The sequence below is a fragment of the Massilia sp. UYP11 genome (genome assembly GCF_050434805.1).
In the GTDB taxonomy this organism is placed as follows: Bacteria; Pseudomonadota; Gammaproteobacteria; order Burkholderiales; family Burkholderiaceae_D; genus Telluria.
The window spans coordinates 32,858-54,689 of sequence record NZ_JBNDJE010000015.1 but is presented as its reverse complement, the minus strand read 5'-3'; the positions used below and the strand labels follow the sequence as shown (position 1 = coordinate 54,689).

18 protein-coding genes and 1 pseudogene are annotated in these 21,832 nt (G+C 66.9%); 9 read left to right on the top strand and 10 right to left on the bottom strand.

Going from position 1 to position 21,832, the window contains the following annotated elements; all coding sequences use genetic code 11:
* Positions 1 to 5 precede the first annotated feature (5 nt).
* The 7 genes from ABIB38_RS17965 to ABIB38_RS17935 all read right to left on the bottom strand — a co-directional run bounded on the left by ABIB38_RS17965 (position 6) and on the right by ABIB38_RS17935 (position 5,185).
* Entirely contained in the window at positions 6 to 620 is a 615-nt protein-coding gene (locus ABIB38_RS17965; RefSeq protein ID WP_429205909.1) for an RNA polymerase sigma factor, read from the bottom strand.
* A gap of 137 nt (positions 621 to 757) precedes the next feature.
* The gene (locus tag ABIB38_RS17960) at positions 758 to 1,201 is read right to left on the bottom strand and encodes a thioesterase family protein (RefSeq protein ID WP_429205907.1); all 444 of its coding nucleotides are present in this window, start codon (positions 1,199 to 1,201) and stop codon (positions 758 to 760) included.
* A 15-nt stretch (positions 1,202 to 1,216) separates the two neighbouring features.
* Positions 1,217 to 2,695, bottom strand: a complete 1,479-nt coding sequence (locus ABIB38_RS17955; RefSeq protein ID WP_429205906.1) for a PQQ-dependent sugar dehydrogenase — start codon at positions 2,693 to 2,695, stop codon at positions 1,217 to 1,219.
* 140 nt (positions 2,696 to 2,835) lie between these two features.
* On the bottom strand, positions 2,836 to 3,348 hold the full coding sequence (locus tag ABIB38_RS17950; protein WP_429205905.1) for a ferritin-like domain-containing protein: 513 nt from the start codon (positions 3,346 to 3,348) through the stop codon (positions 2,836 to 2,838).
* Positions 3,349 to 3,467: 119 nt separating this feature from the next.
* Positions 3,468 to 3,803, bottom strand: a complete 336-nt coding sequence (locus tag ABIB38_RS17945; RefSeq protein ID WP_429205903.1) for a hypothetical protein — start codon at positions 3,801 to 3,803, stop codon at positions 3,468 to 3,470.
* On the bottom strand, positions 3,800 to 4,624 hold the full coding sequence (locus tag ABIB38_RS17940) for a hypothetical protein (protein ID WP_429205902.1): 825 nt from the start codon (positions 4,622 to 4,624) through the stop codon (positions 3,800 to 3,802). Before ABIB38_RS17940 ends, ABIB38_RS17945 begins: the two co-directional genes overlap by 4 nt.
* A 6-nt stretch (positions 4,625 to 4,630) precedes the next feature.
* A complete protein-coding gene (locus tag ABIB38_RS17935; protein WP_429205901.1) occupies positions 4,631 to 5,185 on the bottom strand; it encodes a DUF882 domain-containing protein in 555 nt (184 codons plus the stop codon).
* A gap of 97 nt (positions 5,186 to 5,282) precedes the next feature.
* On the opposite strand from ABIB38_RS17935, the pseudogene ABIB38_RS17930 reads away from it, so the two are divergent.
* Positions 5,283 to 6,494 (top strand): annotated as a pseudogene (locus tag ABIB38_RS17930) (PQQ-dependent sugar dehydrogenase).
* A gap of 162 nt (positions 6,495 to 6,656) precedes the next feature.
* Entirely contained in the window at positions 6,657 to 9,446 is a 2,790-nt protein-coding gene (locus ABIB38_RS17925) for a M16 family metallopeptidase (protein ID WP_429205899.1), read from the top strand.
* An 86-nt stretch (positions 9,447 to 9,532) separates the two neighbouring features.
* On the opposite strand, the gene ABIB38_RS17920 is transcribed toward ABIB38_RS17925, so the two are convergent.
* A complete protein-coding gene (locus ABIB38_RS17920; protein ID WP_429205897.1) occupies positions 9,533 to 10,519 on the bottom strand; it encodes an LLM class flavin-dependent oxidoreductase in 987 nt (328 codons plus the stop codon).
* A gap of 170 nt (positions 10,520 to 10,689) precedes the next feature.
* On the opposite strand from ABIB38_RS17920, the gene ABIB38_RS17915 reads away from it, so the two are divergent.
* Both ABIB38_RS17915 and ABIB38_RS17910 read left to right on the top strand, forming a co-directional pair.
* The gene (locus tag ABIB38_RS17915) at positions 10,690 to 11,829 is read left to right on the top strand and encodes a serine hydrolase domain-containing protein (protein WP_429205895.1); all 1,140 of its coding nucleotides are present in this window, start codon (positions 10,690 to 10,692) and stop codon (positions 11,827 to 11,829) included.
* Between the two features lie 185 nt (positions 11,830 to 12,014).
* Entirely contained in the window at positions 12,015 to 12,563 is a 549-nt protein-coding gene (locus tag ABIB38_RS17910) for a hypothetical protein (RefSeq protein ID WP_429205894.1), read from the top strand.
* 103 nt (positions 12,564 to 12,666) lie between these two features.
* Here ABIB38_RS17910 and ABIB38_RS17905 read toward each other — a convergent pair whose 3' ends face one another.
* On the bottom strand, positions 12,667 to 14,250 hold the full coding sequence (locus ABIB38_RS17905) for an FAD-dependent oxidoreductase (protein ID WP_429205892.1): 1,584 nt from the start codon (positions 14,248 to 14,250) through the stop codon (positions 12,667 to 12,669).
* Between the two features lie 180 nt (positions 14,251 to 14,430).
* On the opposite strand from ABIB38_RS17905, the gene ABIB38_RS17900 reads away from it, so the two are divergent.
* Together ABIB38_RS17900 and ABIB38_RS17895 are read left to right on the top strand one after the other, a co-directional pair.
* Entirely contained in the window at positions 14,431 to 15,810 is a 1,380-nt protein-coding gene (locus tag ABIB38_RS17900; protein WP_429205890.1) for an HD-GYP domain-containing protein, read from the top strand.
* Positions 15,811 to 16,106: 296 nt separating this feature from the next.
* Positions 16,107 to 17,624 (top strand): BCCT family transporter, encoded by a 1,518-nt coding sequence (locus ABIB38_RS17895; RefSeq protein WP_429205889.1) that lies wholly within the window; start codon positions 16,107 to 16,109, stop codon positions 17,622 to 17,624.
* Positions 17,625 to 17,676: 52 nt separating this feature from the next.
* Here ABIB38_RS17895 and ABIB38_RS17890 read toward each other — a convergent pair whose 3' ends face one another.
* Positions 17,677 to 18,921 (bottom strand): DUF819 domain-containing protein, encoded by a 1,245-nt coding sequence (locus ABIB38_RS17890; protein WP_429205887.1) that lies wholly within the window; start codon positions 18,919 to 18,921, stop codon positions 17,677 to 17,679.
* A 279-nt stretch (positions 18,922 to 19,200) separates the two neighbouring features.
* Here ABIB38_RS17890 and ABIB38_RS17885 point away from each other — a divergent pair, with 279 nt between their 5' ends.
* The 3 genes from ABIB38_RS17885 to ABIB38_RS17875 all read left to right on the top strand — a co-directional run bounded on the left by ABIB38_RS17885 (position 19,201) and on the right by ABIB38_RS17875 (position 21,798).
* On the top strand, positions 19,201 to 19,866 hold the full coding sequence (locus ABIB38_RS17885) for a response regulator (RefSeq protein ID WP_429205886.1): 666 nt from the start codon (positions 19,201 to 19,203) through the stop codon (positions 19,864 to 19,866).
* The gene (locus tag ABIB38_RS17880; protein ID WP_429205885.1) at positions 19,856 to 21,229 is read left to right on the top strand and encodes an ATP-binding protein; all 1,374 of its coding nucleotides are present in this window, start codon (positions 19,856 to 19,858) and stop codon (positions 21,227 to 21,229) included. The genes ABIB38_RS17885 and ABIB38_RS17880 overlap by 11 nt, the downstream gene beginning before the upstream one ends.
* 98 nt (positions 21,230 to 21,327) lie before the next feature.
* Complete coding sequence (locus tag ABIB38_RS17875; RefSeq protein ID WP_429205884.1) at positions 21,328 to 21,798, top strand: YgiW/YdeI family stress tolerance OB fold protein; 471 nt, start codon at positions 21,328 to 21,330, stop codon at positions 21,796 to 21,798.
* Positions 21,799 to 21,832 lie beyond the last annotated feature (34 nt).

The following is a 21,832-nucleotide window of genomic DNA, read 5'->3' as shown; positions in this document are numbered from 1 at the left end:
GCTTGTCATCTGCCCTGAGCGAGGCGCGCATCGTGCGACGGTGCGCTCTGCAGGGCCTGCAGCCGCCTGGCCAGCGCCTGTCGTCCACGCGCCAGGCGCGAGCGCACGGTGCCGATGTCGACCTGGCAGACGGTGGCGATCTCCTGGTACGACAGGTCGTGCAGCTCGTACAGGATCACCGGATCGCGGTAGTGCGGCGGCAGCAGCGACAGCGCGCGCCGCACCGCTTCCGCCACTTCGTTGTCGAGCAGCCGCGCCAGCGGTCCGGCGACGTCGCTGGCCGCGTCCAGCTCGGGTTCGCCTTCATCGTCCAACGGTTCGGGCAAGGGCAGGTGGCGCTGGCGCGCTTCGTCCAGCCTGAGCGCCAGCTTGCGCGCCACGCCGAACAGGAAGTGCTGCAGCTGGCCGCGCAGCGGGTCGTAGCCGAGCCGCCCCGTCAGCAGGCCCATGAACGCTTCCTGCACGATGTCGGCCGCCGCGTCGCCCGAGCCGCAGCGCAGCAGCGCGTAGCGGTACAGGGGCCCCTGGTGCCGCCGGTACAGCGCGGTGAACGCCTCGGCCTGTCCGGCGTGGACCTGGCGCAGCAGTTCGGTGTCGTTTGGTTCTGTCGTCAAGGTCATGGCAGTCTTCTTTTCTTGTATTCCGCCGGGCACCTCAAAAAGTTCCAACTATCTTCAGATAGCAAAACGCCCCGTGCCGAACAATCGGGACGGGGCGTGCCGTATAAGGGGGGGACTCGGTCGAATCAGGGGGCGACTCAGTCGACCCAGTTCACGCGTTCGAATTTATTGCGGAAGTCCTCCGGCATGTGGCACACCTGGCTTGTCTTGTAATTGAAGAAAACGAAGCCGGATTTGGCCATGGCGATGAGGGTCTTGTCGCGCGGCCGGGTGATGCGGAAGATCAGGTCGCCGCCGTACTTATTGAAATCCATGACACCGACTTCGAACAGCAACTGGTCGCGTCCATACGCTTCGGCGCGGTAGGTCGCGGCCAGGTCGGTGACGATGATGCCGTTGCCGTCGCGCTCGGTCTCGGCGACACCGAATTCGAACAGGAAGCGCGCCCTGGCTTCGGAGATCATCGCGATCATCGATTCATTGCCCAGGTGATTGGCGGCGTTGATGTCCGTGACCCGTACCGTCAGCTGCGTCGAATAGTAATACTGGTCTTCCGGAAGATTGAGTTGTAGGCGTGCCATTTCTTTATTCTAAACTCATTGAGGGGCGCCGCGTCCGATTTTATGGATGGCCCCGCTGGTCGTCAGTAAGTACAGCTCGCCTTCGGCGTCCTGGCCGAAAGACACGACGCCGCCGATGTCGCCGATCTTCCAGTCGCGCTGTTCGACGATGCCGTTCCCGGTGGCAATGCCGGTGGCAAGGAAACTCTTCAGGTAGCCGCCGCAGAAATCGGAATAGAGATAGCGGCCCGCCAGCTCGGGCAGGGCGCGCCCGCGGTAGACGAAGCCGCCGGTGATCGCGCAGCCGTTGACGTCGTTCGCGCCGTGCTCGTATTCGAACACGGGCAGGGTCAAGCCGGCGCGCGCGCAGGTCGCGGCGCCGTAGCACAGCGTGCCCTCCATCACGTTCCAGCCGTAGTCCAGGCTGGCCTGGCCCGTGCCGACGATATTGATTTCTTCGCGCTGGTCCTGGCCGACGTCCGTCAGGTAGAGCTGCCCGGCGTCGAAGCTGAAGCGCCACGGGTTGCGCAGGCCTGAAGCCCAGATCTCGGGGCGGCGCCCGGCCACGTCGCGATAGGGATTGCCGGCCGGGATCGTATACGGCTGGGCCGTGGTGGCGCCGGCCACGTCGATGCGCAGCAGCTTGCCGAGCAGGCTGGCCAGGTTGCGCGCATTGCCTTGCGGGTCGCCGTCGCCGCCGCCGTCGCCGGTGCCCAGGTACAGGTAGCCGTCCGGACCGAAAGCCAGCTGGCCGCCGAAATGGTTCTGGTACGTCGGGTGCGGGATGCGCAGGATGACCAGGCCGGACGTCGGGTTGGCGGCCGTCGCCGTGGCGCCGGCGCTGAAGCGCTCGACGACGATATTGCGCTGCAAATCGGTGTAGTAGACATAGAAATAACCGTTGCCGCCGAACTGAGGGTCGAAGGCGAGCGAGAGCAGCCCGCCTTCGCCTTCGGTGGAGACGCGCGCGCCGATGTCGAGGTAGGGCTGGTCGCGCATGCTGCCGTTATCGACGATGCGCACCCGCCCCGGGCGCTCGGTGACGAACAGGCGGCGCTCGCCGGGCGCGGCGGTCAGCCATGTCGGGCTGTCGAGCCCGGCGACGACCAGCGTCGTGGCCAGCGTCGGCGCCCCGCTGCCATAGGTCCCGGTGGCGGCCGCGGTGGCGCCGGCGCTGACGGTCGCCGCTTGCGAGGCCGGCGACGGCTGATAGGTGACGCCGCCGCTCGTGACCGGCGAAGCCGACACGTTATAGCTGCCGGGCGTCAGGTTGCCGAGGGTCTGGGATTGCGTGAGGTCGTACAGGTAATTGTTGGGGCCGGTGACCCGCAGGGCGGGGTTGACGCCGGCCGGCAGGCCGCTGGCGCTGACGGCCAGCGAGCCGGTGCTGGCCGGTGGAGGGACCGCGCCGGTGATGCCCGGGCTGCCGCCACCACCGCCGCAGGCAAGCAGGACCATGCCGATGAGCATGGACCCGAACAGCAACAGCAGGTGCCGCAGATGCTCGATGCGCATGGTTGCCCCCATGACGGTCGTATCGCTTGCGTAGCGGGCAGGTTGACACGCCAAACGACCAATGGCGGGGAGCAGCACACACCGCGCCATTCCCAACCATTGTTCGCGCCCAATCGATGGGCAGCTTCAAGCCGATGCGATTACTTCTTCGCTTCGACGCCCGGGGTGGCCGAGCGCGCCAGGAAGGCCTGGGTGATCTGCGGCAGGTGGTCCAGCAGCCAGGCCGCCATCGCCTTTTCCTGCTCCAGGATCTGTTCCAGCTGGGCCTGGGTCGCGGTGTCGCCCACGGATTTCGCCGCCGCGATCAGCGCGGTATAGCTCGAGATCTCGACGTTCTCGAACACATAACCGGCCATGGCGCCCTTGACCACTTCGTCGCTGGCCGCCATGCCGCCGACGGCCTGGCCAAAGGCCGCCAGGCGGGCGCCGATGTCCTTCAGGACCGAGTTGTCGGTGCCGCGGCGAGCCAGGATCTCGTTGAGCACGCCGTGCTGCCAGCGGGTCTCGTCGATATGCTGGACGATGCGCGCGCGCAGCTCAGGATAGTGCTCGAGGCGCTCGGCCTGCGCGGTCAGCATCTGCTCGGCCTGCTTTTCCATCGCGTGGGCATCGCGCAGCCAATCGTTGAAATTCTCGTCTGCAGTCGTCGTCATGATTCCTCCGTGAATGTTTAAACAGGTGGCGAAGTTCGCCCTGCCATGACCATCGCAGAGTTGGACGCGTATGTTTGTTCGGTGTTACACATAGTCGAACCATCCGGCACACCGGCAGTTCATGGTGTTGACGGCGATCGCGTGGGTGTCCTGGTACCTGCGTTGGTACGGGTCTTGCTGACCACGCCCGCAGGATTGACCAGCACGACGAATTCGGAAAATTGCCCGCCGCCGGCCGGCGACTGATACACCCAGGCTTCGTAGCCGCTGTCGAAGCGCACGCTCCTGGTCGGGCCGAAGGTGGCCAGCAACTCGGCCTTGGTCGTGCGCCCGGCCACCACCGCCGCCGACAGCCGCTCGGCCGCGACAATGGCGCCCGGCGGCGCTGCCTGCGTCGCGCAGCCCGCCAGCAGCGCCGCGTACAGGAACAGGAACAGGAACAGGCGCAGCTTCATGGCGCCGCGCCGCCCGGCGCATCGACCATGTAGTCGAACTCGACCAGCGTGTCGTCGGGCCAGCTCGCATCCCACAGCGGCACGTAATAAGTGCGGTCGAGCAGCGCCTGGCAATCGCAGAAGGGCAGCATGTCGGGCGTCTGTTCGCCGCCGGCGTACAGCATAGCGAAGGGCAATGTTTCGACCCGCTCGCCGGCGCGCAGCGTGACCGAAAAAATCGGCCGCTCGGCGAAGAACAGGTAGTTGCCGTCCGGGCTGGTGCACACTCCCTCGGGCGTGTTCAGCGCATCCGAAATCCAGCCGAACAGCGGCGAGCTGTTCGAGACCAGGCCGGCTTCCTTGCCGACCCGGCACTCCAGGCGCAGGTCGCCCAGGCGGCGCGTGCCTGCAGGCACGCCGGCCGGCAAGCCGGAAGTCTCGACACGCGCGCGCCAGGTCATGCTGGCGGTCTTGCGGTTGGCGAGCACGGCGGCGTCTTCGTGCAGGGCCCGGGCGTTGTAGGGCAGAACGAAGAAATTGTTCTCGTCGACAGGCACCGGCACCGACACCGTGTCGCCGGCGATGCGGAGCACGATGCCGCGCATGTCCGTGGCCGGCAGGCGTGGCAGCAGCTGGAAGCGCAGGGTGGCGTTGGGGGCGAGGGCGCGTTCGCGTTCGAAGCGCTCCATGCCGCGGATCATCTTGCGGTAGGACTTGTCGACCGGGTCGCGGGTGGATTTGACGCTGACGGTGTTCTGGCCGGCGGCGTGCGCCGGCAGGCAGAAGAACGCGGCCATGAACACGCTCATGGCCAGGCTGGACGCGATGCGGGGCGGCCGCATCGGCGATTACCAGTACCGGACGCGGCCGGTATCCATGTGGACGAACTGCGAGCTGGCGTAATAGCCGACGCCGCCGCCCTTGAGCGACATCGCCGCTTTCTGCAGGGAACGCAGATCAGTGCCCGGCAGGCGGATGTCGATCGCCTTGCCGTCCATGTGCAGGCTGCGCTTGGCGACGCCGCCGCTGCCGTGGCTGGCCAGGAAGGCGTTCGATTCCGGCGCGCGGTAGCCCGAGATGATGTGCAGTTCCTTGCTGTTGCCGAGCTTGTCATTGAGCTGGCCGAGCAGCAGCAGCAGTTGCGGATCGATCTCGGCGATCTTGTTGCTGCGGTGGTCGCGCAGCACTTTATTGATGTCTTTCAGGGCATCGGGGACGAACGCGCCTTCGGCCCAGAACGTGCTCTTCAGTTTTTCGCCCGTGTGCGTGTTGTAAAAGCGCAGGCAGCACTCGCCGGACAGGAAACTGCTGTCGGGTGATGTATTCTTGGCAAGGGTTGGAAGGGCGAGGGAGGAAGATGCGAGGAGGAGAGAGCTCTTGAGGAAGGAGCGTCGCTGAATCATGAAGGAGGTCCTTACGTGGTTCGCTGAACCGTCAATGATACGCCGATTGCGTCGAACGTGCAGATAAAATGACGGAAAATGCGGTGAATCAGCTACGATGTCAAGTGTTCAATGTTTTTTGAGAGAGGAAATTATGCCGAGTATTGTCAGGAAGTTCTTGAGCAAAAAACTGGTTCTGGCCGCCACATTGGCAACGGTCGGCGCCGCCGCCGCAGCGCAAGAAGTGACGCCGGTCGACAAGCCGCCGCTCGCCAAGGGCTGGAAGCTCGACACGGTCGCCACCGGCGCGCCGCAACCCTGGGGCATGGCCTGGCTGCCGGATGGCCGCATGCTGGTCACCGGCAAGCAGGGCACGCTGCACATGTTGAACGGCAAGAGCTTCCAGCAAATTCCTCTCGACGGTTTGCCGAACCTGTACGCCAGCGGCCAGGGCGGCCTGCTCGACATCGCGGTCCATCCGGCCGATAAAACGAATCCGCGCATCTACATGACGATGGCCAGCGGCACCGATGACGAGAACCGGACCGTGCTGGTGCAGGGCGTGTTTGATGGCAAGCGCGTGACCGGCATCAAGCAGCTATTCGCGGTCAACCTCGGCAAGAGCGGCGGCCAGCACTTCGGCTCGCGCATCCTGTTCCTGCCCGATAACACCATCCTGATGAGCATTGGCGACGGCGGCAATACGCCCCAGCGCATCGGCAATATGCTGGCGCGCGATCAGGCCCAGAACCTGGCCTCGCACACCGGCAAGATCCTGCACCTGACCGATGCAGGCCAGCCGGTCGGCAAGGGCGCGCTGGCCGGCAAGGACAACGCCCGCCCCGAGATCTACAGCTACGGCCACCGCAACGTGCAGGGCATGGCGCGCGATCCGAAGAGCGGCCGCGTCTACGCCAACGAGCACGGTTCGCGCGGCGGCGACGAGATCAACGTGATCGAGGGCGGCAAGAACTATGGCTGGCCGCTGCAGAGCTATACGCTCGACTACGGCACGCGCGAGCCGATCGGCATGAAGGTGGTGCCGGGCACGGTGCAGCCGATCGTGGTGTGGACGCCGTCGCCGGCGCCGTCGGGCCTGGCCTTCTATACCGGCAAGGACTTCCCGCAATGGCAGGGCAGCCTGTTCAGCGGCAGCCTGGCCGGCCAGGACGTGCGCCGCGTGCAGCTCGACGCCTAGGGCAAGGTGACGGCCCAGGAGTTGCTGCCGGTCGGCAAGCGCGTGCGCGACGTGCGCCAGGGGCCGGACGGCGGGCTGTACGTACTGACCGATGAAGCCAAGGCCAGCCTGCTGCGCATCGCCCCGAAGTGATGCACGCTGCATGATGTGGCGCCTGCCAGGCGTATGCATGCATGTTTTTGTTTGTTGACAGCGTGAAACCTGCCTAGAATGAATGTTCGCAAGGCGCGTCCCTGGGGCGCGCCTTGTGCGTTTCATTCCCGTTCCCCGTCCCGACCCATCAGGAGGAGCAGTATGGCAGTTTCCGTTCGTCGCACCATCGGCCTCGCCGCAGCTCTCGCGCTTGCGTTTGGCACGTCTTCCCTCCAGGCCGCCCCAGGCAAGCCGGCCGCCGTGCCGGACATCCCGATTCCAGACATCAAGTACACCAAGTTCACGCTCAAGAACGGGCTGACGGTGCTGGTCCACGAAGACCGCAAGACGCCGGTGGTGGCGATCAATACCTGGTACCACGTCGGCTCCAAGAACGAGAAAGTGGGCAAGACCGGCTTTGCCCACCTGTTCGAACACCTGATGTTCAGCGGCAGCGACAACTTCAACCATACCTACCTGAACGCGATGGAGCGCATCGGCGCGACCGACCTGAACGGCACCACCAACCAGGACCGCACCAATTACTTCCAGAACGTGCCGACCTCGATGCTCGACTATGCGCTGTTCGCCGAGAGCGACCGCATGGGCCACCTGCTGGGCACGGTCGACAAGAAGAAGCTCGACATCCAGCGCGGCGTGGTGCAGAACGAAAAGCGCCAGTTCGAAAACCAGCCCTACGGCATCGCCTGGGAACTCCTGACCACGAATACCTACCCGGCCGGCCACCCGTATTCGTGGACCGTGATCGGCAAGATGGAAGACCTCGACGCGGCCTCGATGACCGACGTGCAGGACTGGTTCAAGCAGAACTACGGCCCGAACAATACGGTGCTGGTGCTGTCGGGCGACATTTCGCCGGAACAAGCGCGTGAAAAAGTAGAGCAATACTATGGCGCGATCCCGCCGGGTCCGCCGCTGGCCAAGCATGACGCCTGGATCGCCAAGCGCAGCGGCAGCCACCGCACGGTGGCGCAGGACCGCGTGCCGCAGTCGCGCATCTACCGCACCTGGAACGTGCCGGGCGCGCACACGCAAGAAGAAGCGCTGCTCGACCTGGCCGCGCGCGTGCTGGGCGGCGGCAAGACCTCGCGCCTCTATAAACGCTTGGTGTATCAGGATCAATTGGCTACTAGCGCGGTCGCGAGCGACAGCTCGTCCGAGCTCGGCGGCCAGTTCAGCATGACGCTGACCGCGCGTCCGGGCGCCGACGTGGCGAAGATGGAAAAGGTCGCCGACGAGGAGCTGCGCGCGCTGATGAAGAACGGCCCGCTCGATGCCGAACTGCGCCTGGCCAAGACCGCGATCCTGGCCCAGTACACGCGCATGATCGAGCGCGTCGGCGGCTTCGGCGGCAAGAGCGACCTGCTGGCGTCGTGCGAGACCTATACCGGCAATCCGGACTGCTACAAGGTCTACCTGCAGCGCATCAAGGATGCGACCCCGGCCATGGTGAAGAAGGCCATGAACGACTGGCTCAGCGACGGCGACTTCGTGCTGCAGATCGACCCGTTCCCGACCGGCCTGGCCGCCACGCAAACCGGCCTGGACCGCAGCAAGACGCCGGACACCGGCAAGGCGATGTCGCTCAAGCTGCCGCCGATGCAGCGCACCACCTTGTCGAACGGCCTGAAGGTCGTGCTGGCCGAGCGCCATGAGGCGCCGGTGGTCAACCTGCAGATGCTGGTCGACAGCGGTTACGCCTCGGACAACGCCGACATGCCGGGCGTGGCCAGCCTGGCTCTGCGCATGTTGGAGGAAGGCACGGGCCGCCGCAAGTCGCTGCAGATCGGCGAAGAGCTGGAAAGCCTGGGCGCGAGCTTCGGCGCCAGCACCAACCTCGACGGCGCCTACGTCTCCATGAACGCGCTCAAGGCCACCTTGCCGCAGGCGCTGAGCCTGTATGCGGACCTGGTGCTCAACCCCTCGTTCCCGCAGAACGAATTCGCGCGCCTGCAGCAGGACCGCCTGGCCGCGATCGCGCGCGAGAAGTCCGATCCGCAATCGATTGCGATGCGTCTCGCGCCGGCCCTGCTGTACGGACCGGACCACGTGTACGCCAAGCCCGGCACCGGCACCGGCACCGGCACCGGCACCGAGGATGCCGTCAAGCGCATGACCCGCGCCGACCTGGCGGCCTACCACGCCACCTGGTTCAAGCCGAACAACGCCACCCTGCTGGTGGTGGGCGACACCACGCTGGCCGAGATCACGCCGATGCTCGAGAAAGCCTTCGGCGCCTGGAAGGCGGGCGACGTGCCCAAGAAAGTGATTGCCGAAGTGGCGCCGCGCGCCGCGCCGGTGGTCTACCTGGTCGACCGTCCCGGCGCGCTGCAGAGCGTGATCCTGGGCGGCCAGCTGGCGCCGCCGCGCAACAGCCCCGAGGCGCTGCCGCTCGAGATCGTCAACGACGTGTTCGGCGGCACCTTCAGCTCGCGCATCAATATGAACCTGCGCGAAGACAAGCACTGGTCGTATGGCGTGCGCAGCCTGGTGTCGCCGGCGATCGGCCAGCGCCAGTTCATGAGCATCTCGCCGGTGCAGACCGACAAGACCGGCGACGCGCTGAAAGAACTGGTGGGCGAGTACCGCAACATCGCCGGCGCCAGGCCGATCGCGAACGAGGAGCTCAAGTTCGCGCAGGACAATAAAACCCTGCGCCTGCCGGGCAGCTTCGAGACCGCGGGCCAGCTGGCCGGCGCCTACTCGACGATCCTGCAGTACGGCATGCCCGAGGATTACTTCAACACTTATACCGAGAAGGCGCTGGCGCTCACGCCGCAACAGGCCAATGCCCTGGCCGCGCGCAGCTTCGTGGCCGACGGGCTGGTGTGGGTGGTGGTGGGCGACATGGCCAAGGTCGAGAAGGATATCCGCGCCCTGAACCTGGGCGAGGTGCGCCGCATCGACGTGGACGGCAAGCCGCTGCCGTAGGCAGGGTCATGAAAGGGTGCCCGTGCGCCGGGCACCCTGAGCGACGTATGACAGGCCGGGACGGGCGCGGCCTGGCAAGCGGTGTGCTATCCCGCGCGCTGGATGTCCGCCGTGATCTCGTAGGCCCGCAGGCGCGCCGCGTGGTCGTAGATCTGCGAGGTGATCATCAGCTCGTCGGGCTTGGTCTTCTCGATGAAGGCGCGCAGCTGATGGGCCACCGTCACGCGCGAGCCGATCGCCGAGCACGACAGCACGCTGTCGAGCATCATGCGTTCGGGCAGGTCGAGCGCTTCGAGGTAGCCGCTCACCGGCGGCTTGAGCTTGGTCGGGCGGCCGGTGCGCAGGCTCACGAAGGCCTGCTGCATCGAGGTCGCCAGGAAATGCGCTTCTTCGTCGGTGTCCGCGGCGAACACGTTAAAGCCCAGCATGATGTACGGTTTGTCGAGCTTTTCCGATGGCTGGAAGTTGCTGCGGTACATATCGATCGCCTGCATCATCATCTGCGGCGCGAAGTGCGAGGCAAACGCATAGGGCAGGCCGAGATGCGCCGCGAGCTGGGCGCCGAACAGGCTGGAGCCGAGGATCCACACCGGCACGTCCAGGCCGGCGCCGGGGATGGCCTGCACCGGGCGGCGGGTCGAGCCGGCGAAATAATCCATCAGCTCGACGACGTCTTGCGGGAATTCGTCGGCATCCGACGCCAGGTTGCGGCGCAGGGCGCGCGCCGTGGTGTGGTCGGAACCCGGCGCGCGGCCCAGGCCGAGGTCGATGCGGCCCGGAAACAGCGCCTCGAGCGTGCCGAACTGTTCGGCGATCACCAGCGGCGAATGGTTGGGCAGCATGATGCCGCCGGCGCCGACGCGGATGCGCGAGGTGCCGGCCGCCACATGGCCGATCAGCACCGCGGTGGCGGCGCTCGCAATGCCCGGCATGCCGTGGTGTTCGGCCAGCCAGAAACGGTTGTAACCCCAGCGTTCGCCATGCTGGGCAAGGTCGAGCGAGCGCTGGAACGAGGTGGCCGCATCGCTGCCTTCAGCGATCGGCGAGAGGTCGAGTATCGAAAAGGGAATCATGGATCCATGATACGCCGATGCGAAAAAGTGCGTGCGCGACCACCCAAAAACGCCGGGATCGCCAGTTGGTTTAGTATCTGGTCATGATGCCCAGACACTTTTTTCGCAGGCGTTCTGCCGCCATCCCTGCCGCCATGCTGCTGGCCGGCTGTGTCCATCAACCGGCTTCCGTGAGCGTCGAACCCCGATTTCATCCTGAACGCGTGACCGCGATCGACCACGCCATCGATGCCGCGATCGCCGCGCGCAAGCTGCCGGGCGCGGTGTACCACCTCGAACGCGGCGGCGCCAGTTACGCGCGCGGTTACGGCCGGCTCAGCTATGAAGAGGGCGCCGCCGCCGTCACGCGCGCGACGGTCTTCGATGCGGCCTCGCTGAGCAAGGTGCTGGTGACGGCGCCGGCGGTGCTGATGCTGGCCCAGGAAGGCATGGTCGACCTCGAGGCGCCCCTCACGCGCTATTTCCCGGAATGCGGCGGCGGCGGCAAGGAGGCGATCACGATCCGGCACTTGCTGACGCATGTGTCGGGCCTGGCGTCGGGGCTGCCGGCGAAACCGGCGTGGCAGGGCCGGGTGGCGGCGCTGTCCCTGGCCTGCGCGCAATCGGTGACCCATCCGCCGGGGAGTTTTTTCCGCTATTCGGACATCAATTACATCCTGCTGGGCCTGCTCGTCGAACGCACCGCGGGCGTGCCGCTCGACCGCTTCGCCCAGGAGCGCATCTTCGCTCCGCTGGGCATGCTTGACACCGGCTACCGTCCGCTGGAACGCTTTCCGGTGCAACGGATCGCGCCGACCCAGCGCGGCGCCATCGAGGCGGCGCAGCTGCCCACGGCCCATGGCGACCTGGCGCCGGGCGCGCCGCTGCAGGGCGTGGTGCACGATCCGACCGTGCGGCGCATGGGCGGCGTGGGCGGCTCGGCCGGCGTGTTCTCGACCGTGGATGACGTCGCCCGTTTCGGCCGCATGCTGTTGGGTAATGGAGCGCTGGATGGCGTGCGCATCCTGACGCCGGAGAGCGTGCGCCTGCTGACGACGGTGCAGTCGCCGTCCGGCATCGCGGCGCTGCGGGGGATGGGCATGGACATCGATTCGCCGTATGCCAGGCGTCCGCGCGGCGCGCTCTATCCGCTCGGCAGCTACGGCCATACCGGATTCACCGGCTGCATCCTGTGGGTCGACCCGCAGTCACGGAGTTTCTATGTGTTCCTGTCGAACCGGGTCTATCCGGACGACCGCAGCGTGGTGCTGCCGCTGTACACGCAGCTCGGGACGCTCTCTGCGCAGGCCGCTACGGGAGCTCTGCAATAAGCGCAAGATAAGCGCAAGATCAATGCAATTAAAAGACGATGATGTATTTCCGCACGGCTACCGTGCGCTCCCATCCGTAGCTTGTCCGTAAACTGGATTCCTCACTCGACGCCACACGCCGCCATTGATGGCATGTGCGCCGGGCACCGCCCCCGACCATATCAGTCAATAATGAGGAGAACACCATGAATAAGCTACTCAAAGGAGTGCTCAGCGCTTCGGTTGCCGCCACCATGTTCGGCGCCACTGCGGTCCACGCCCAGACCAGCACCACCGGCGCCTCGACGACCGGCCAGGTCGGCGCCACCCAGTCCGACCCCATGCGTGACCGGACCGGCACCATGAGCGACCAGACCAGCGGCAGCTCGACGACCGGCGCGACCGGCAGCATGCAGAGCACCGATCCGCAACACCAGCGTGACCGCGACCGCCGCAGCAAAACCGGCACCAGCAGCGGCACCTCGGGCACCACCGGCGCCACCGGTACCTCGGGCATGACGGGTACGACCGGCACTACGGGTACGACCGGCACCACGGGTACGACCGGCACCACCGGCACGACCAGTGGTTCGAGCGGCTCGATGGGCACCGGCACCGGCAGCTCCACCGGCACCATGGATGACACCGGCCGTAGCGGCACCTCGACCGGCACCACGGGTACGACCGGCGCCACGGGTACGACCGGCACCACCGGTACGACTGGCACCACCGGCACCACCGGCCGCGGCTACTGATCCGGCCGCCAGCGCTTCAGCAGTAACGGCGGCGTCCCAGGCCGCCTGATGCAAACACCGGCCCGCGCCGGTGTTTGCATTTTTGCTTTTCGTTTCTCGCCGCTCAGCGCACGCCGCGCCGCGCGCCGCCGTGCCCGTCTTGCGGCGGCGGGGCGTCCCCGGGCGCCAGCGCGATCTTCGCCAGCGGCGCCGCCGCCGGGCCGTGCAGCACATTGCCTTCAAGATCGAAACGCGAGGCATGGCAAGGGCAGTCCCATGACTGCTCGGCGCCGTTCCAGTGCACCGCGCAACCGAGGTGGGTGCACCTGGCCGACAGCGCATGCAGGCCTCCTCCGGGATCGCGGTAGACCGCCACCCGGCGCAAGCCCTCGCGCAGCACCGCGCCTTCACCGGGCGGGATCGCCCGCACCGAGTCGACTTCTCCGCCGCGCAGCCAGTCGCCGTAGCGGGCCGCCACATTGGCCTGGGCGCTGGCGAATTCCGCGAGTCCGTGCACGGGCTTGCGCGCCGGGTCGTACAGCGCGCTCCAGGGATTCGGCCGCTCCATGATCAGGTCGGTCACCAGCATGGCGCCGATGGTGCAGTGGGTCATGCCGTTGCCAGAGTCGCCCGTGATCAGGTAGACACTGTCGTCGTCCATCGGATTGCGGCCCAGGAAGGCCAGGCCGTCGCTCGGCTCCATCACCTCGCCCGACCAGCGCCAGGCCAGTTCGCGCGCCATCGGGAAGCGCTCTCTAGCCCAGCGTTCCAGCGCGTCGTAGCGGTGGGCGGGGTGCGCGTCCTGGCCCGTCCTGTGGTCGGCCCCGCCCACCACCAGCACCTCGTCGCCGTCGCCGGCGAAGGCCAGCCGCACATAGTGATAAGGGTGGCCCAGATCCCATAGCAGCAGGTGCGGCAGCGTGCCGCGCGGCACCCGCAAGCCGATTGCATAGGTGCGGTGGCCGGCTTGCTTGGTGTGCATCACGACGCGGTCGTTGAACGGCGTGTGCGTGGCCACCACCACGTCCCGCGCCCGGATCTCGCCATGGTCGAGGGACACGATCTGGCGCCGGTGGTCGCCGCGGATGCGGCGGACATGGCTGGCGCCATGGATGCGGCCGCCGCGCCGGACGAAGGCGCGCGCCAGGCCGTCGAGGTATTTGAGCGGATGAAACTGGGCCTGGCCCGGATAGCGCACGGCGGGGCCGGTGTCGAACCCCAGGCCCGGCACGCCGGCGACCAGTTCGGCCCGCACCCCGGCGCGCACCGCGGCGTCGCATTCGCGCTCGAGCGCAGGCCCGTCGCGCGCGTCTCTTGCGATCAGGTAGCCATCCACGTGTTCGAGCTCGCAGGCGATGTCTTCGGTTCGCACGATGGCGTCGACCATCTGCAGCGCGTGGGCATAGCTGCCCGCCACCAACCGCGCCTGGGCGCGGCCGAAGCGGTGCTCGATGCCGTGGTACCACTCGTCGGGCGGGAAGAAATGGGCGGCGCTGCGCCCGGTCTCGCCGGCGCCGATGCCGAGCGCGTCGACGACGATCACGTCCTGGTCTTCGCGCGCCAGCAGGTAGGCGGCGGTGAGCCCGGCGATGCCGGCGCCGATCACGCACACCTGGGTTTCCCGCGCCCCCACCAGGGCAGGGAAGACGGGCACCGTGGCGGTGTCCATCCAGAGCGAAGTCGAGTTGCCGTTGGTCGCGCCGCGCATGACCGGTCTCCTGATGCATCCGCCGATTCCGGCAATCCGGAAAACCCAGTCTAGCGCGCCGGCGCGAAGCGGGTAGCACGATGTGGCGTCGTTGCCGCATGCAATGGGATTTCTGGAACACGGTGCGCGCATGGCACTTTTATGGCTTAGTATCCATTCTTATTGCTTTTTGGAATGAAAATGAAGCCGCTCGCCGTGCCGTCGGAAACCCTGCTGCCAAGCGCCATGAAATTCTCCGAACTGATCGGGGCGTTGAGCTATGCGCTCGACATCACCGAGGGCCAGCCGCCGGGACATTGCGTACGCTGTTGCTGGATCGGCATGCACATCGGCCGCGCCGCGGGCCTGTCCGAGCAGCAGCTGTGGGAGCTGTATTACGCGCTGCTGCTGAAAGACCTCGGCTGCAGCAGCAATGCGGCGCGCATCTGCGAGCTCTATCTCACCGACGACCTGGCATTCAAGCGCGGTTTCAAGACCGTGGGCGACAGCCTGCCGCAGGTGCTGGGCTTCGTGCTCAAGCACACCGGGCTGAAGGCCGGGCTCGCGGAACGCTTTCGCAGCGTGATGACGATCCTGCGCGACGGCCCCGAGATCGCACAGGGCCTGATCGCCACGCGCTGCCAGCGCGGCGCGGACATCGCGCGCCTGCTGCGTTTTCCCGAAGGCGTGGCGCAAGGCATTTATTCGCTCGACGAACATTTCAACGGCAAGGGCAAGCCGGCCCAGCTGGTTGGCGAATCGATCCCGGTCATTGCGCGCATCGCCTTGCTGGCCCAGGTGGTCGACGTGTTCCATACCGCCGGCGGGCGCGCGGCGGCGCTGCGCGAGGCCGGCGCGCGGGCCGGCGCCTGGTTCGATCCGCGCCTGGTGGCGGCATTCGAATCCTGTGCCAGGGACGAAGCGTTCTGGCATACCCTGGCCAGCCCTGACATCGACCGCGCCATCCTGGCGCTGGAGCCTGCCGGCCACGAGGTGGCGCTCGATGAGGATTACCTGGACGATATCGCCGCCGCCTTCGGCCAGGTGGTCGATGCCAAGAGTCCCTATACCAGCGGCCACAGCAGCAGGGTGGCGCTGTACACCGACATGATCGGGGAGGCGCTCGGCCTGTCGCCGCAGCGCCGCCGCTGGCTCAAGCGCGGCGCGCTGCTGCATGACGTCGGCAAGCTCGGCGTCAGCAACAGCGTACTGGACAAGGCGGGCTCGCTCGACCGCACCGAGTGGGACGCGGTGCGCCAGCATGCCGAATACACCGAAACCATCCTGGGCCGCATCGCGGCGTTCTCCGAGCTCGCCGCGATCGCCGGCGCCCATCACGAGCGGCTCGATGGCGGCGGTTATCCGCGCGGCCTGGCGGCCGACGAGATTCGCCTGGAAACCCGCATCATCACCACTGCGGATATCTTCGACGCCATCACCGCCGAGCGTCCATACCGCGGCGCTATCCCGGTTCCCGAAGCGCTGGCGATGATGGAAAAGACGGTCGGGACCGCGCTCGACCCGGCCTGCTTCGACGCGCTCAAGCGCGCCATGGCCAAGACGCCGCTCCCGGCCGCCTGATTCTCATCCACGCCTGATTACCTTCCCGCTTGCCCGCCTGCCTGCCCGGGCAGGGGGAGGTGCGCGCCGCCAGCCTGCATGCAGATGTCATCCGGACAAAACCTTGGGGATTGGATGGCGAACTATGTGTGGCAGGAGCAACAGCCACTTCGCGCCGCACCGTTGATGAGTCAAACATACCTGTCGCGCACGTAAAACGCCTGTTGCGATGCAACATTGTAATAAGTCACTTACAATGATGAATATCAATTACTTAACTTATGACGCCGAAGCGCGTTACTGTCTACGGAGAAACTATGCAGACAGCACTCTCGGCGGGTTTCATCCTTGCCATCGTTTTGTGGGGCGTGATCGCCCCTGACAACATGGGGGCGGTGTTCGACACCGTCCTCGCATCCGTGACCCGCAACTTCGGCTGGTTCTATCTGTGGGTGGTGCTGGGCCTGGTGGCCTTCGCCCTGTTCATGGCCTTCAGCCGCTACGGCAACCTCAAGCTGGGCGACGAGGACGACGAGCCCGAGTTCTCGATCGGCAGCTGGTTCTCGATGCTGTTCGCCGCCGGCATGGGCATCGGCCTGGTGTTCTTCGGCGTGGCCGAGCCGATCTCGCACTACATCGATGCGCCGCCCGGCACCGTGTCCGGCACCCCGGAAGCGGCGGGGGTGGCGATGCGCTATACCTTCTTCCACTGGGGGATCCATCCCTGGGCCGTCTACAGCGCGGTGGCGCTGGCGATCGCCTTCTTCCAGTATCGGCGCGGCGGCGACGCCCTGGTCAGTACCGCGACCGGGGCCTTGCCCTGGCCGATCGTCAAGCGCTTGGGCGGCCTGTTCAATGGGCTGGCGGTGGTGGCCACCGCCTTCGGCGTGGCCGCGTCGCTCGGCCTGGGCGCCATGCAGATCAACAGCGGCATGAACACGGTGTTCGGCCTCGCGATCAGCGAGGCTTCGCAGATCGGCATCATCCTGGTCGCCACCGCGCTGTTCCTGGGGTCGGCGATCAGCGGCGTGACGCGCGGCGTCAAGATTTTGTCGAACATCAACATGACCATGGCCGCCGTACTGGCGCTGGTGGTGTTCCTGGTCGGCCCGACGGTGGCGATCATCGACACCTTCACCAGCACCCTGGGCAACTACGTGACCGAATTCGTGCGCATGAGCCTGCGCGCCACCCCGTTCCGCGACAGCAACTGGGTCGGCAGCTGGACCATCTTCTACTGGGCCTGGTGGATTTCGTGGTCGCCGTTCGTCGGCCTGTTCATCGCGCGCGTCTCGCGCGGTCGCACGATCCGCGAATTCATCGTCGGCACCATGCTGGCGCCGACCCTGGCCGCCTTCCTGTGGTTCTCGATCTTCGGCGGCACCGCGCTGCACATGGAGATCTGGCAGCAGATCCCGATCTCGGACGCGGTGCGCGCCGACACCTCCACCGCGCTGTTCGCGCTGTTCGACGCGCTGCCGCTGGGCCTGATCATGTCGGCCGTGGCCACGGTGCTGGTGCTGGTGTTCTTCGTCACCTCGGGCGACTCGGCGGTGCTGGTGCTGGGCATGATGAGCAGCGGCGGCAACCCGAACCCGTCGACCAGGTCCAAGCTGATGTGGGGCGGCCTGATCGCCGGCATGGCGATCAGCCTGCTGCTGGCGGGCGGCCTGAAGGCGCTGCAGACGGCCACCATCGTGTTCGCGGTGCCGTTCTCGCTGGTAATCATCCTGATGATGGTCTCGCTCTACCGCGCCGTGGGCGAGGACTGGGCGGCGCACGAAAAGCGCGAGCGCGAGCTGCGCCGGCGCATGCGCCAGATGGTCGAGAAATAAGGGAAGTAAAGCGCGGAAGGAAAGCGCGCCCCTGGACGGGGCGCGCGGCGGGTCAGGTGGCCAGCATGCGCAGCAGCAGGCCGGTGATGTAGGCGCAGTAGGTGCCGAGCGCATAGCCGATCACCGCCAGCAGCACCCCGACCGGGGCCAGTGCCGGGTGGAAGGCGCTGGCGATCACCGGCGCCGAGGCGGCGCCGCCGATATTGGCCTGCGAGCCGACCGCCATGAAGAACAGCGGCGCCCGGATCAGCTTGGCCACCAGCAGCATCAGGCCGCCGTGCACCGCGATCCAGATCAGGCCCAGCAGGAACAGCCAGGGGCGGTCGAGCAGGGCGTTCAGGTCCATGTGCATGCCGATGGTCGCGACCAGGATGTACAGCATGGCCGAGCCGATCGTCGAGGCGCCGGCGCCTTCCAGCTTGCGCGCCCGCGTAAAGCTCAGCAGCAGGCCGAAGGTGGTCGCGTACACCACGATCCAGAAGAAGCTCGAGGTCAGGCTGTAGTCCTGCAGGCGCCATTCGGCCGGCAGGCTGGCGATCCAGGCGACGGTGGGGCCGGTCAGCGCATGCGACAGGCCGGTCGCGCCCAGGCCCACGGCCAGCACCACCATCACGTCGGTCAGCGTCGGAATGCGCGCGTGCTCGGCCTGGTAATGCTCGATCTTTTCCTTGAGCGCGTTGATGGCGGAGACGTCGGCGCCGGTCCAGCGGTCGAAGGCCTGCGCGCGCCCGGCCAGGAACAGCAGCACCGCCATCCACAGGCTGGCGACCAGCACGTCGACCGCCACGAACTGGCCGAACAGGGTGGCCTCGACTTCGAACACTTCCTTCATCGCGGCCTGGTTGGCGCCGCCGCCGATCCAGGCGCCGGTGATGGTGGTCATGCCGCGCCAGGTGTCGCCGGCCACCGTCTCGGGGTGGATGAAGCCCATCGCGACGAAGGACACGATGGCGCCCAGCATCACGCCGACGGTCCCGGTGAGGAACATGATGATGGCCTTGGGGCCGAGCCGCAGCACCGCGCCGAAGTCGATCGCCACGCACAGCAGCACCAGCGCGGTGGGCAGCAGGTAGTCGCGCGCCATCGGGTACAGGCCGGAGGCATTGCCGTCGACGATCCCCGCCGTGTTGAGCAGCGCCGGGATCAGGTAGCACAGGAGCAGGGCCGGCACATAGGTATAGAACTTGTGCCAGAAACCGGATTTGCGGGAAGCGCTCCAGAAGACGGCGCCGAGGATGACGGCCAGCATGCCGAGGACGACGGCATCATTGGTGACCAGCGGGGAAGCATTCTGCATCGTGGGTCCAGGTAAAGGGAAGGATGGCCGTCCCGTCTCGACGGGGGCCGGACGGCGCATTCTACATTTTCTGTCTTGAAAGTCATGTCTTTACGGAATCAAAATAGGTGTGCGCTGCGGCAGGCCTGTCGCCGCTTTGTCCCGCCGGCGTCGCTCGAGAAGGCTTGATCGGCTGCGCTTAAGATTGGCTTCACGTTGGCGCGGCATGCTCGGCGGCGAACCCGGACTTTTTTCCGAACTGCGCCATACTGGCGTTTTTCTTCTTGCCGAACACTCCGCATGCGCATCCTGCTGGTCGAAGACGATACCTCCCTTGGCGAAACCATCCAGGCCTGGCTGCGCCTGGACCAGCACGCGGTGGACTGGGTCCAGCGCGGCGACTCGGCCGACACCGCCCTCCAGACCCACCATTACGACTGCGTGCTGCTCGACCGCGGCCTGCCCGGACTATCCGGCGACGACCTGCTGGCGCGGCTGCGCGCGGCCGGCAACGGCGTGCCGGTGATCCTGATCACCGCCTTCAATGCGCTGGCCGACCGGGTCGAGGGGCTGGACCTGGGCGCCGACGACTACCTGGTCAAGCCGTTCGAGCTCGAAGAGATGTCGGCCCGCATCCGGGCCGCCGTGCGGCGCGGCGCCAACCAGGCCGGCAACGAGCTGCGCCACGCAGGCATCGCCCTGAACCTCGACACCAAGCAGGCCACCCTGGGCGGCCAGCCGGTCGCGCTGACCGCGCGTGAATACAATGTGCTGTACGCGCTGCTATTGAGGAAGAACGCCATCGTCACCCGCGCCCAGATCGAGGAAACCCTGTACGGCTGGGGCGACGAGGTGGAAAGCAATGCGATCGAGGTGTATATCCACAACCTGCGCAAGAAGCTCGGCGGCGACAGCATCGTGACCGTGCGCGGCCTGGGCTACCGGCTGAAGAACGATGGCGAGTAAAACAGGGGACAGCGCAGCCGACAAGGACGCGCCGTGGTCGCTGCGGCGGCGCCTGCTGGCCGTCATCGTCGCCGCCAGCACCGTGCTGTGGCTGGCGAGCCTGGGCATCGTCACCGTGATTGCCTGGCAGGAAACCAACGAGGTATTCGACGACGCGCTGGAAGAGTCGGGCTACATGATCATGGCCGCCACCACCGACTGGAACGAACGCGGCCTGCTGCCGCAGGCGGGAGCGGGCGGCGGACATGGCCGCAAGGTCGACATGCAGTACCAGATCGTGGTCGACGGACGCGTGATCCAGCGCACCGGCGACGCGCCGCCGCGGCCCTTCGTGGTCGACTTCGACGGCGACCACGGCTTCGGCGAGGCGCTGGCGAACGGCGAGCGCTGGCGCGTGTTCGTGGTGCGCGACGGGGCCCGCCAGTTCGAGGTGCAGGTCGGCCAGCAGGTGGACAAGCGCTACGACATCCTGGAAGAACTGGCCGATTCGCTGTGGCTGCCGGTGCTGGGCTTTCTGCTGCTGCTGGCGCTGGTGTGCTGGGTCCTGACCGGGCGCGTGCTCAAGCCCTTGCGCCGCACCGCTGCCAGCATCGCGGCCAAGACGCCCGACGACCTGGCCCAGGTGCCGACCGCCGGCCAGGCGCGCGAGGTGCTGCCGATCGTGCAGGCGCTCAACGGCGTGCTGGGCCGACTGGACGCGGCGCTGCAGGCCGAGCGCCGCTTTACCGCCGACGCCGCCCACGAGCTGCGCACGCCACTGGCCGGCCTGCACATGCACGTGCAGCTGCTGCAGCGCCAGCATCCGGCGCTGGCGGCGCCATTCCAGAAGCTGCGCCAGGACATCGCGCGCGTGACGGCGCTGGTCGACAGTCTGCTCACCCTGGCGCGCCTGGATCCGCTGGCGCGCGAACAGCTGGTGCGCCAGCCGGTGGCGCTGGCGCCGCTGATCGAGCGCGCGGCCGCCATGCATGCGCAGGAAGCGGCCGCGCACGGCATCGTGCTGTCGCCGCGCTGCGAGGTGCAGGAGCTGCAGGCCGATCCGCAGATGCTCGAGATCGTGCTGCGCAACCTGATCGACAATGCGCTGCGCTATTGCCCGGACGGCAGCCGGATCGAGATCGCCGCCATGGAGCACGCCGGCCACGCGCGCATCGTGGTGCGCGACGACGGCCCCGGCGTCGATGCACAGAGCCGTCAACGCCTGACCGAGCGATTCTTCCGCGTGCTGGGACAGGGACAGCAGGGCAGCGGGCTCGGTCTGTCGATCGTCCAGCGCATCGCCGACCTGCACGGCATCGCGCTGGCGTTCGGGCCCGGGATCGATGGCCGTGGCCTGGGCGTGACGCTGGACCTGCCGTCCTGAAGATTTCTTAAGATCGGTTTAATGTCCGGCCGTTGTAATGCGCCTGTGCCTGCCAAGGACGTGCAGGCGAATCCGACAGACCAGACAAAGGACCGACCATGAAACGCTTCTTCCAATTCTCTTGCATCGCCGCACTGCTCGCCGGCTCGGCCGTCGCCGTCGCCCAGAATGGCGCCGCACCTGCCACCGCAACGGCCGCCGTCCCTGCAGTAGCCGCCGCACCTGCCGCCGTCCCTGCAGCAGTTGCCGCACCGGCCGCCAAGCCGGCGCCATCGGGCTATGCCGGCCCGTCGGGCGCTCCCTTGATGACGGCGAAAGACTTGCTGGCCAAGGGCAAGGACGACCAGTACGTGCGCCTGAAAGGCAAGCTGACCAGCCACAAGGGCGACGAGGACTACGAGTTCACCGACGCCAGCGGCAAGATCATCGTCGAGATCGACGCCGACCGCTTCCCGCAGGGCGTGACGGTCGACCACAACACCCTCGTCGAGCTGACCGGCGAGTTCGACAAGGAGATGTTCGGCGAATCGACGCTGGACGTCGAGCAGGTCAAGGTCGTGAGCAACTAGGCAGCGGAACGGGCGGCGTGGGCGATAATGGCGG

What these genes read in the sequence shown, in the direction of transcription:
- ABIB38_RS17965 (WP_429205909.1), bottom strand. Translation starts at nt 620, where the DNA reads ATGACCTTGACGACAGAACCAAACGACACCGAACTGCTGCGCCAGGTC.
- ABIB38_RS17960 (WP_429205907.1), bottom strand. Translation starts at nt 1,201, where the DNA reads ATGGCACGCCTACAACTCAATCTTCCGGAAGACCAGTATTACTATTCG.
- ABIB38_RS17955 (WP_429205906.1), bottom strand. Translation starts at nt 2,695, where the DNA reads ATGCGCATCGAGCATCTGCGGCACCTGCTGTTGCTGTTCGGGTCCATG.
- ABIB38_RS17950 (WP_429205905.1), bottom strand. Translation starts at nt 3,348, where the DNA reads ATGACGACGACTGCAGACGAGAATTTCAACGATTGGCTGCGCGATGCC.
- ABIB38_RS17945 (WP_429205903.1), bottom strand. Translation starts at nt 3,803, where the DNA reads ATGAAGCTGCGCCTGTTCCTGTTCCTGTTCCTGTACGCGGCGCTGCTG.
- ABIB38_RS17940 (WP_429205902.1), bottom strand. Translation starts at nt 4,624, where the DNA reads ATGCGGCCGCCCCGCATCGCGTCCAGCCTGGCCATGAGCGTGTTCATG.
- ABIB38_RS17935 (WP_429205901.1), bottom strand. Translation starts at nt 5,185, where the DNA reads ATGATTCAGCGACGCTCCTTCCTCAAGAGCTCTCTCCTCCTCGCATCT.
- ABIB38_RS17925 (WP_429205899.1), top strand. Translation starts at nt 6,657, where the DNA reads ATGGCAGTTTCCGTTCGTCGCACCATCGGCCTCGCCGCAGCTCTCGCG.
- ABIB38_RS17920 (WP_429205897.1), bottom strand. Translation starts at nt 10,519, where the DNA reads ATGATTCCCTTTTCGATACTCGACCTCTCGCCGATCGCTGAAGGCAGC.
- ABIB38_RS17910 (WP_429205894.1), top strand. Translation starts at nt 12,015, where the DNA reads ATGAATAAGCTACTCAAAGGAGTGCTCAGCGCTTCGGTTGCCGCCACC.
- ABIB38_RS17905 (WP_429205892.1), bottom strand. Translation starts at nt 14,250, where the DNA reads ATGCGCGGCGCGACCAACGGCAACTCGACTTCGCTCTGGATGGACACC.
- ABIB38_RS17900 (WP_429205890.1), top strand. Translation starts at nt 14,431, where the DNA reads ATGAAGCCGCTCGCCGTGCCGTCGGAAACCCTGCTGCCAAGCGCCATG.
- ABIB38_RS17895 (WP_429205889.1), top strand. Translation starts at nt 16,107, where the DNA reads ATGCAGACAGCACTCTCGGCGGGTTTCATCCTTGCCATCGTTTTGTGG.
- ABIB38_RS17890 (WP_429205887.1), bottom strand. Translation starts at nt 18,921, where the DNA reads ATGCAGAATGCTTCCCCGCTGGTCACCAATGATGCCGTCGTCCTCGGC.
- ABIB38_RS17885 (WP_429205886.1), top strand. Translation starts at nt 19,201, where the DNA reads ATGCGCATCCTGCTGGTCGAAGACGATACCTCCCTTGGCGAAACCATC.
- ABIB38_RS17880 (WP_429205885.1), top strand. Translation starts at nt 19,856, where the DNA reads ATGGCGAGTAAAACAGGGGACAGCGCAGCCGACAAGGACGCGCCGTGG.
- ABIB38_RS17875 (WP_429205884.1), top strand. Translation starts at nt 21,328, where the DNA reads ATGAAACGCTTCTTCCAATTCTCTTGCATCGCCGCACTGCTCGCCGGC.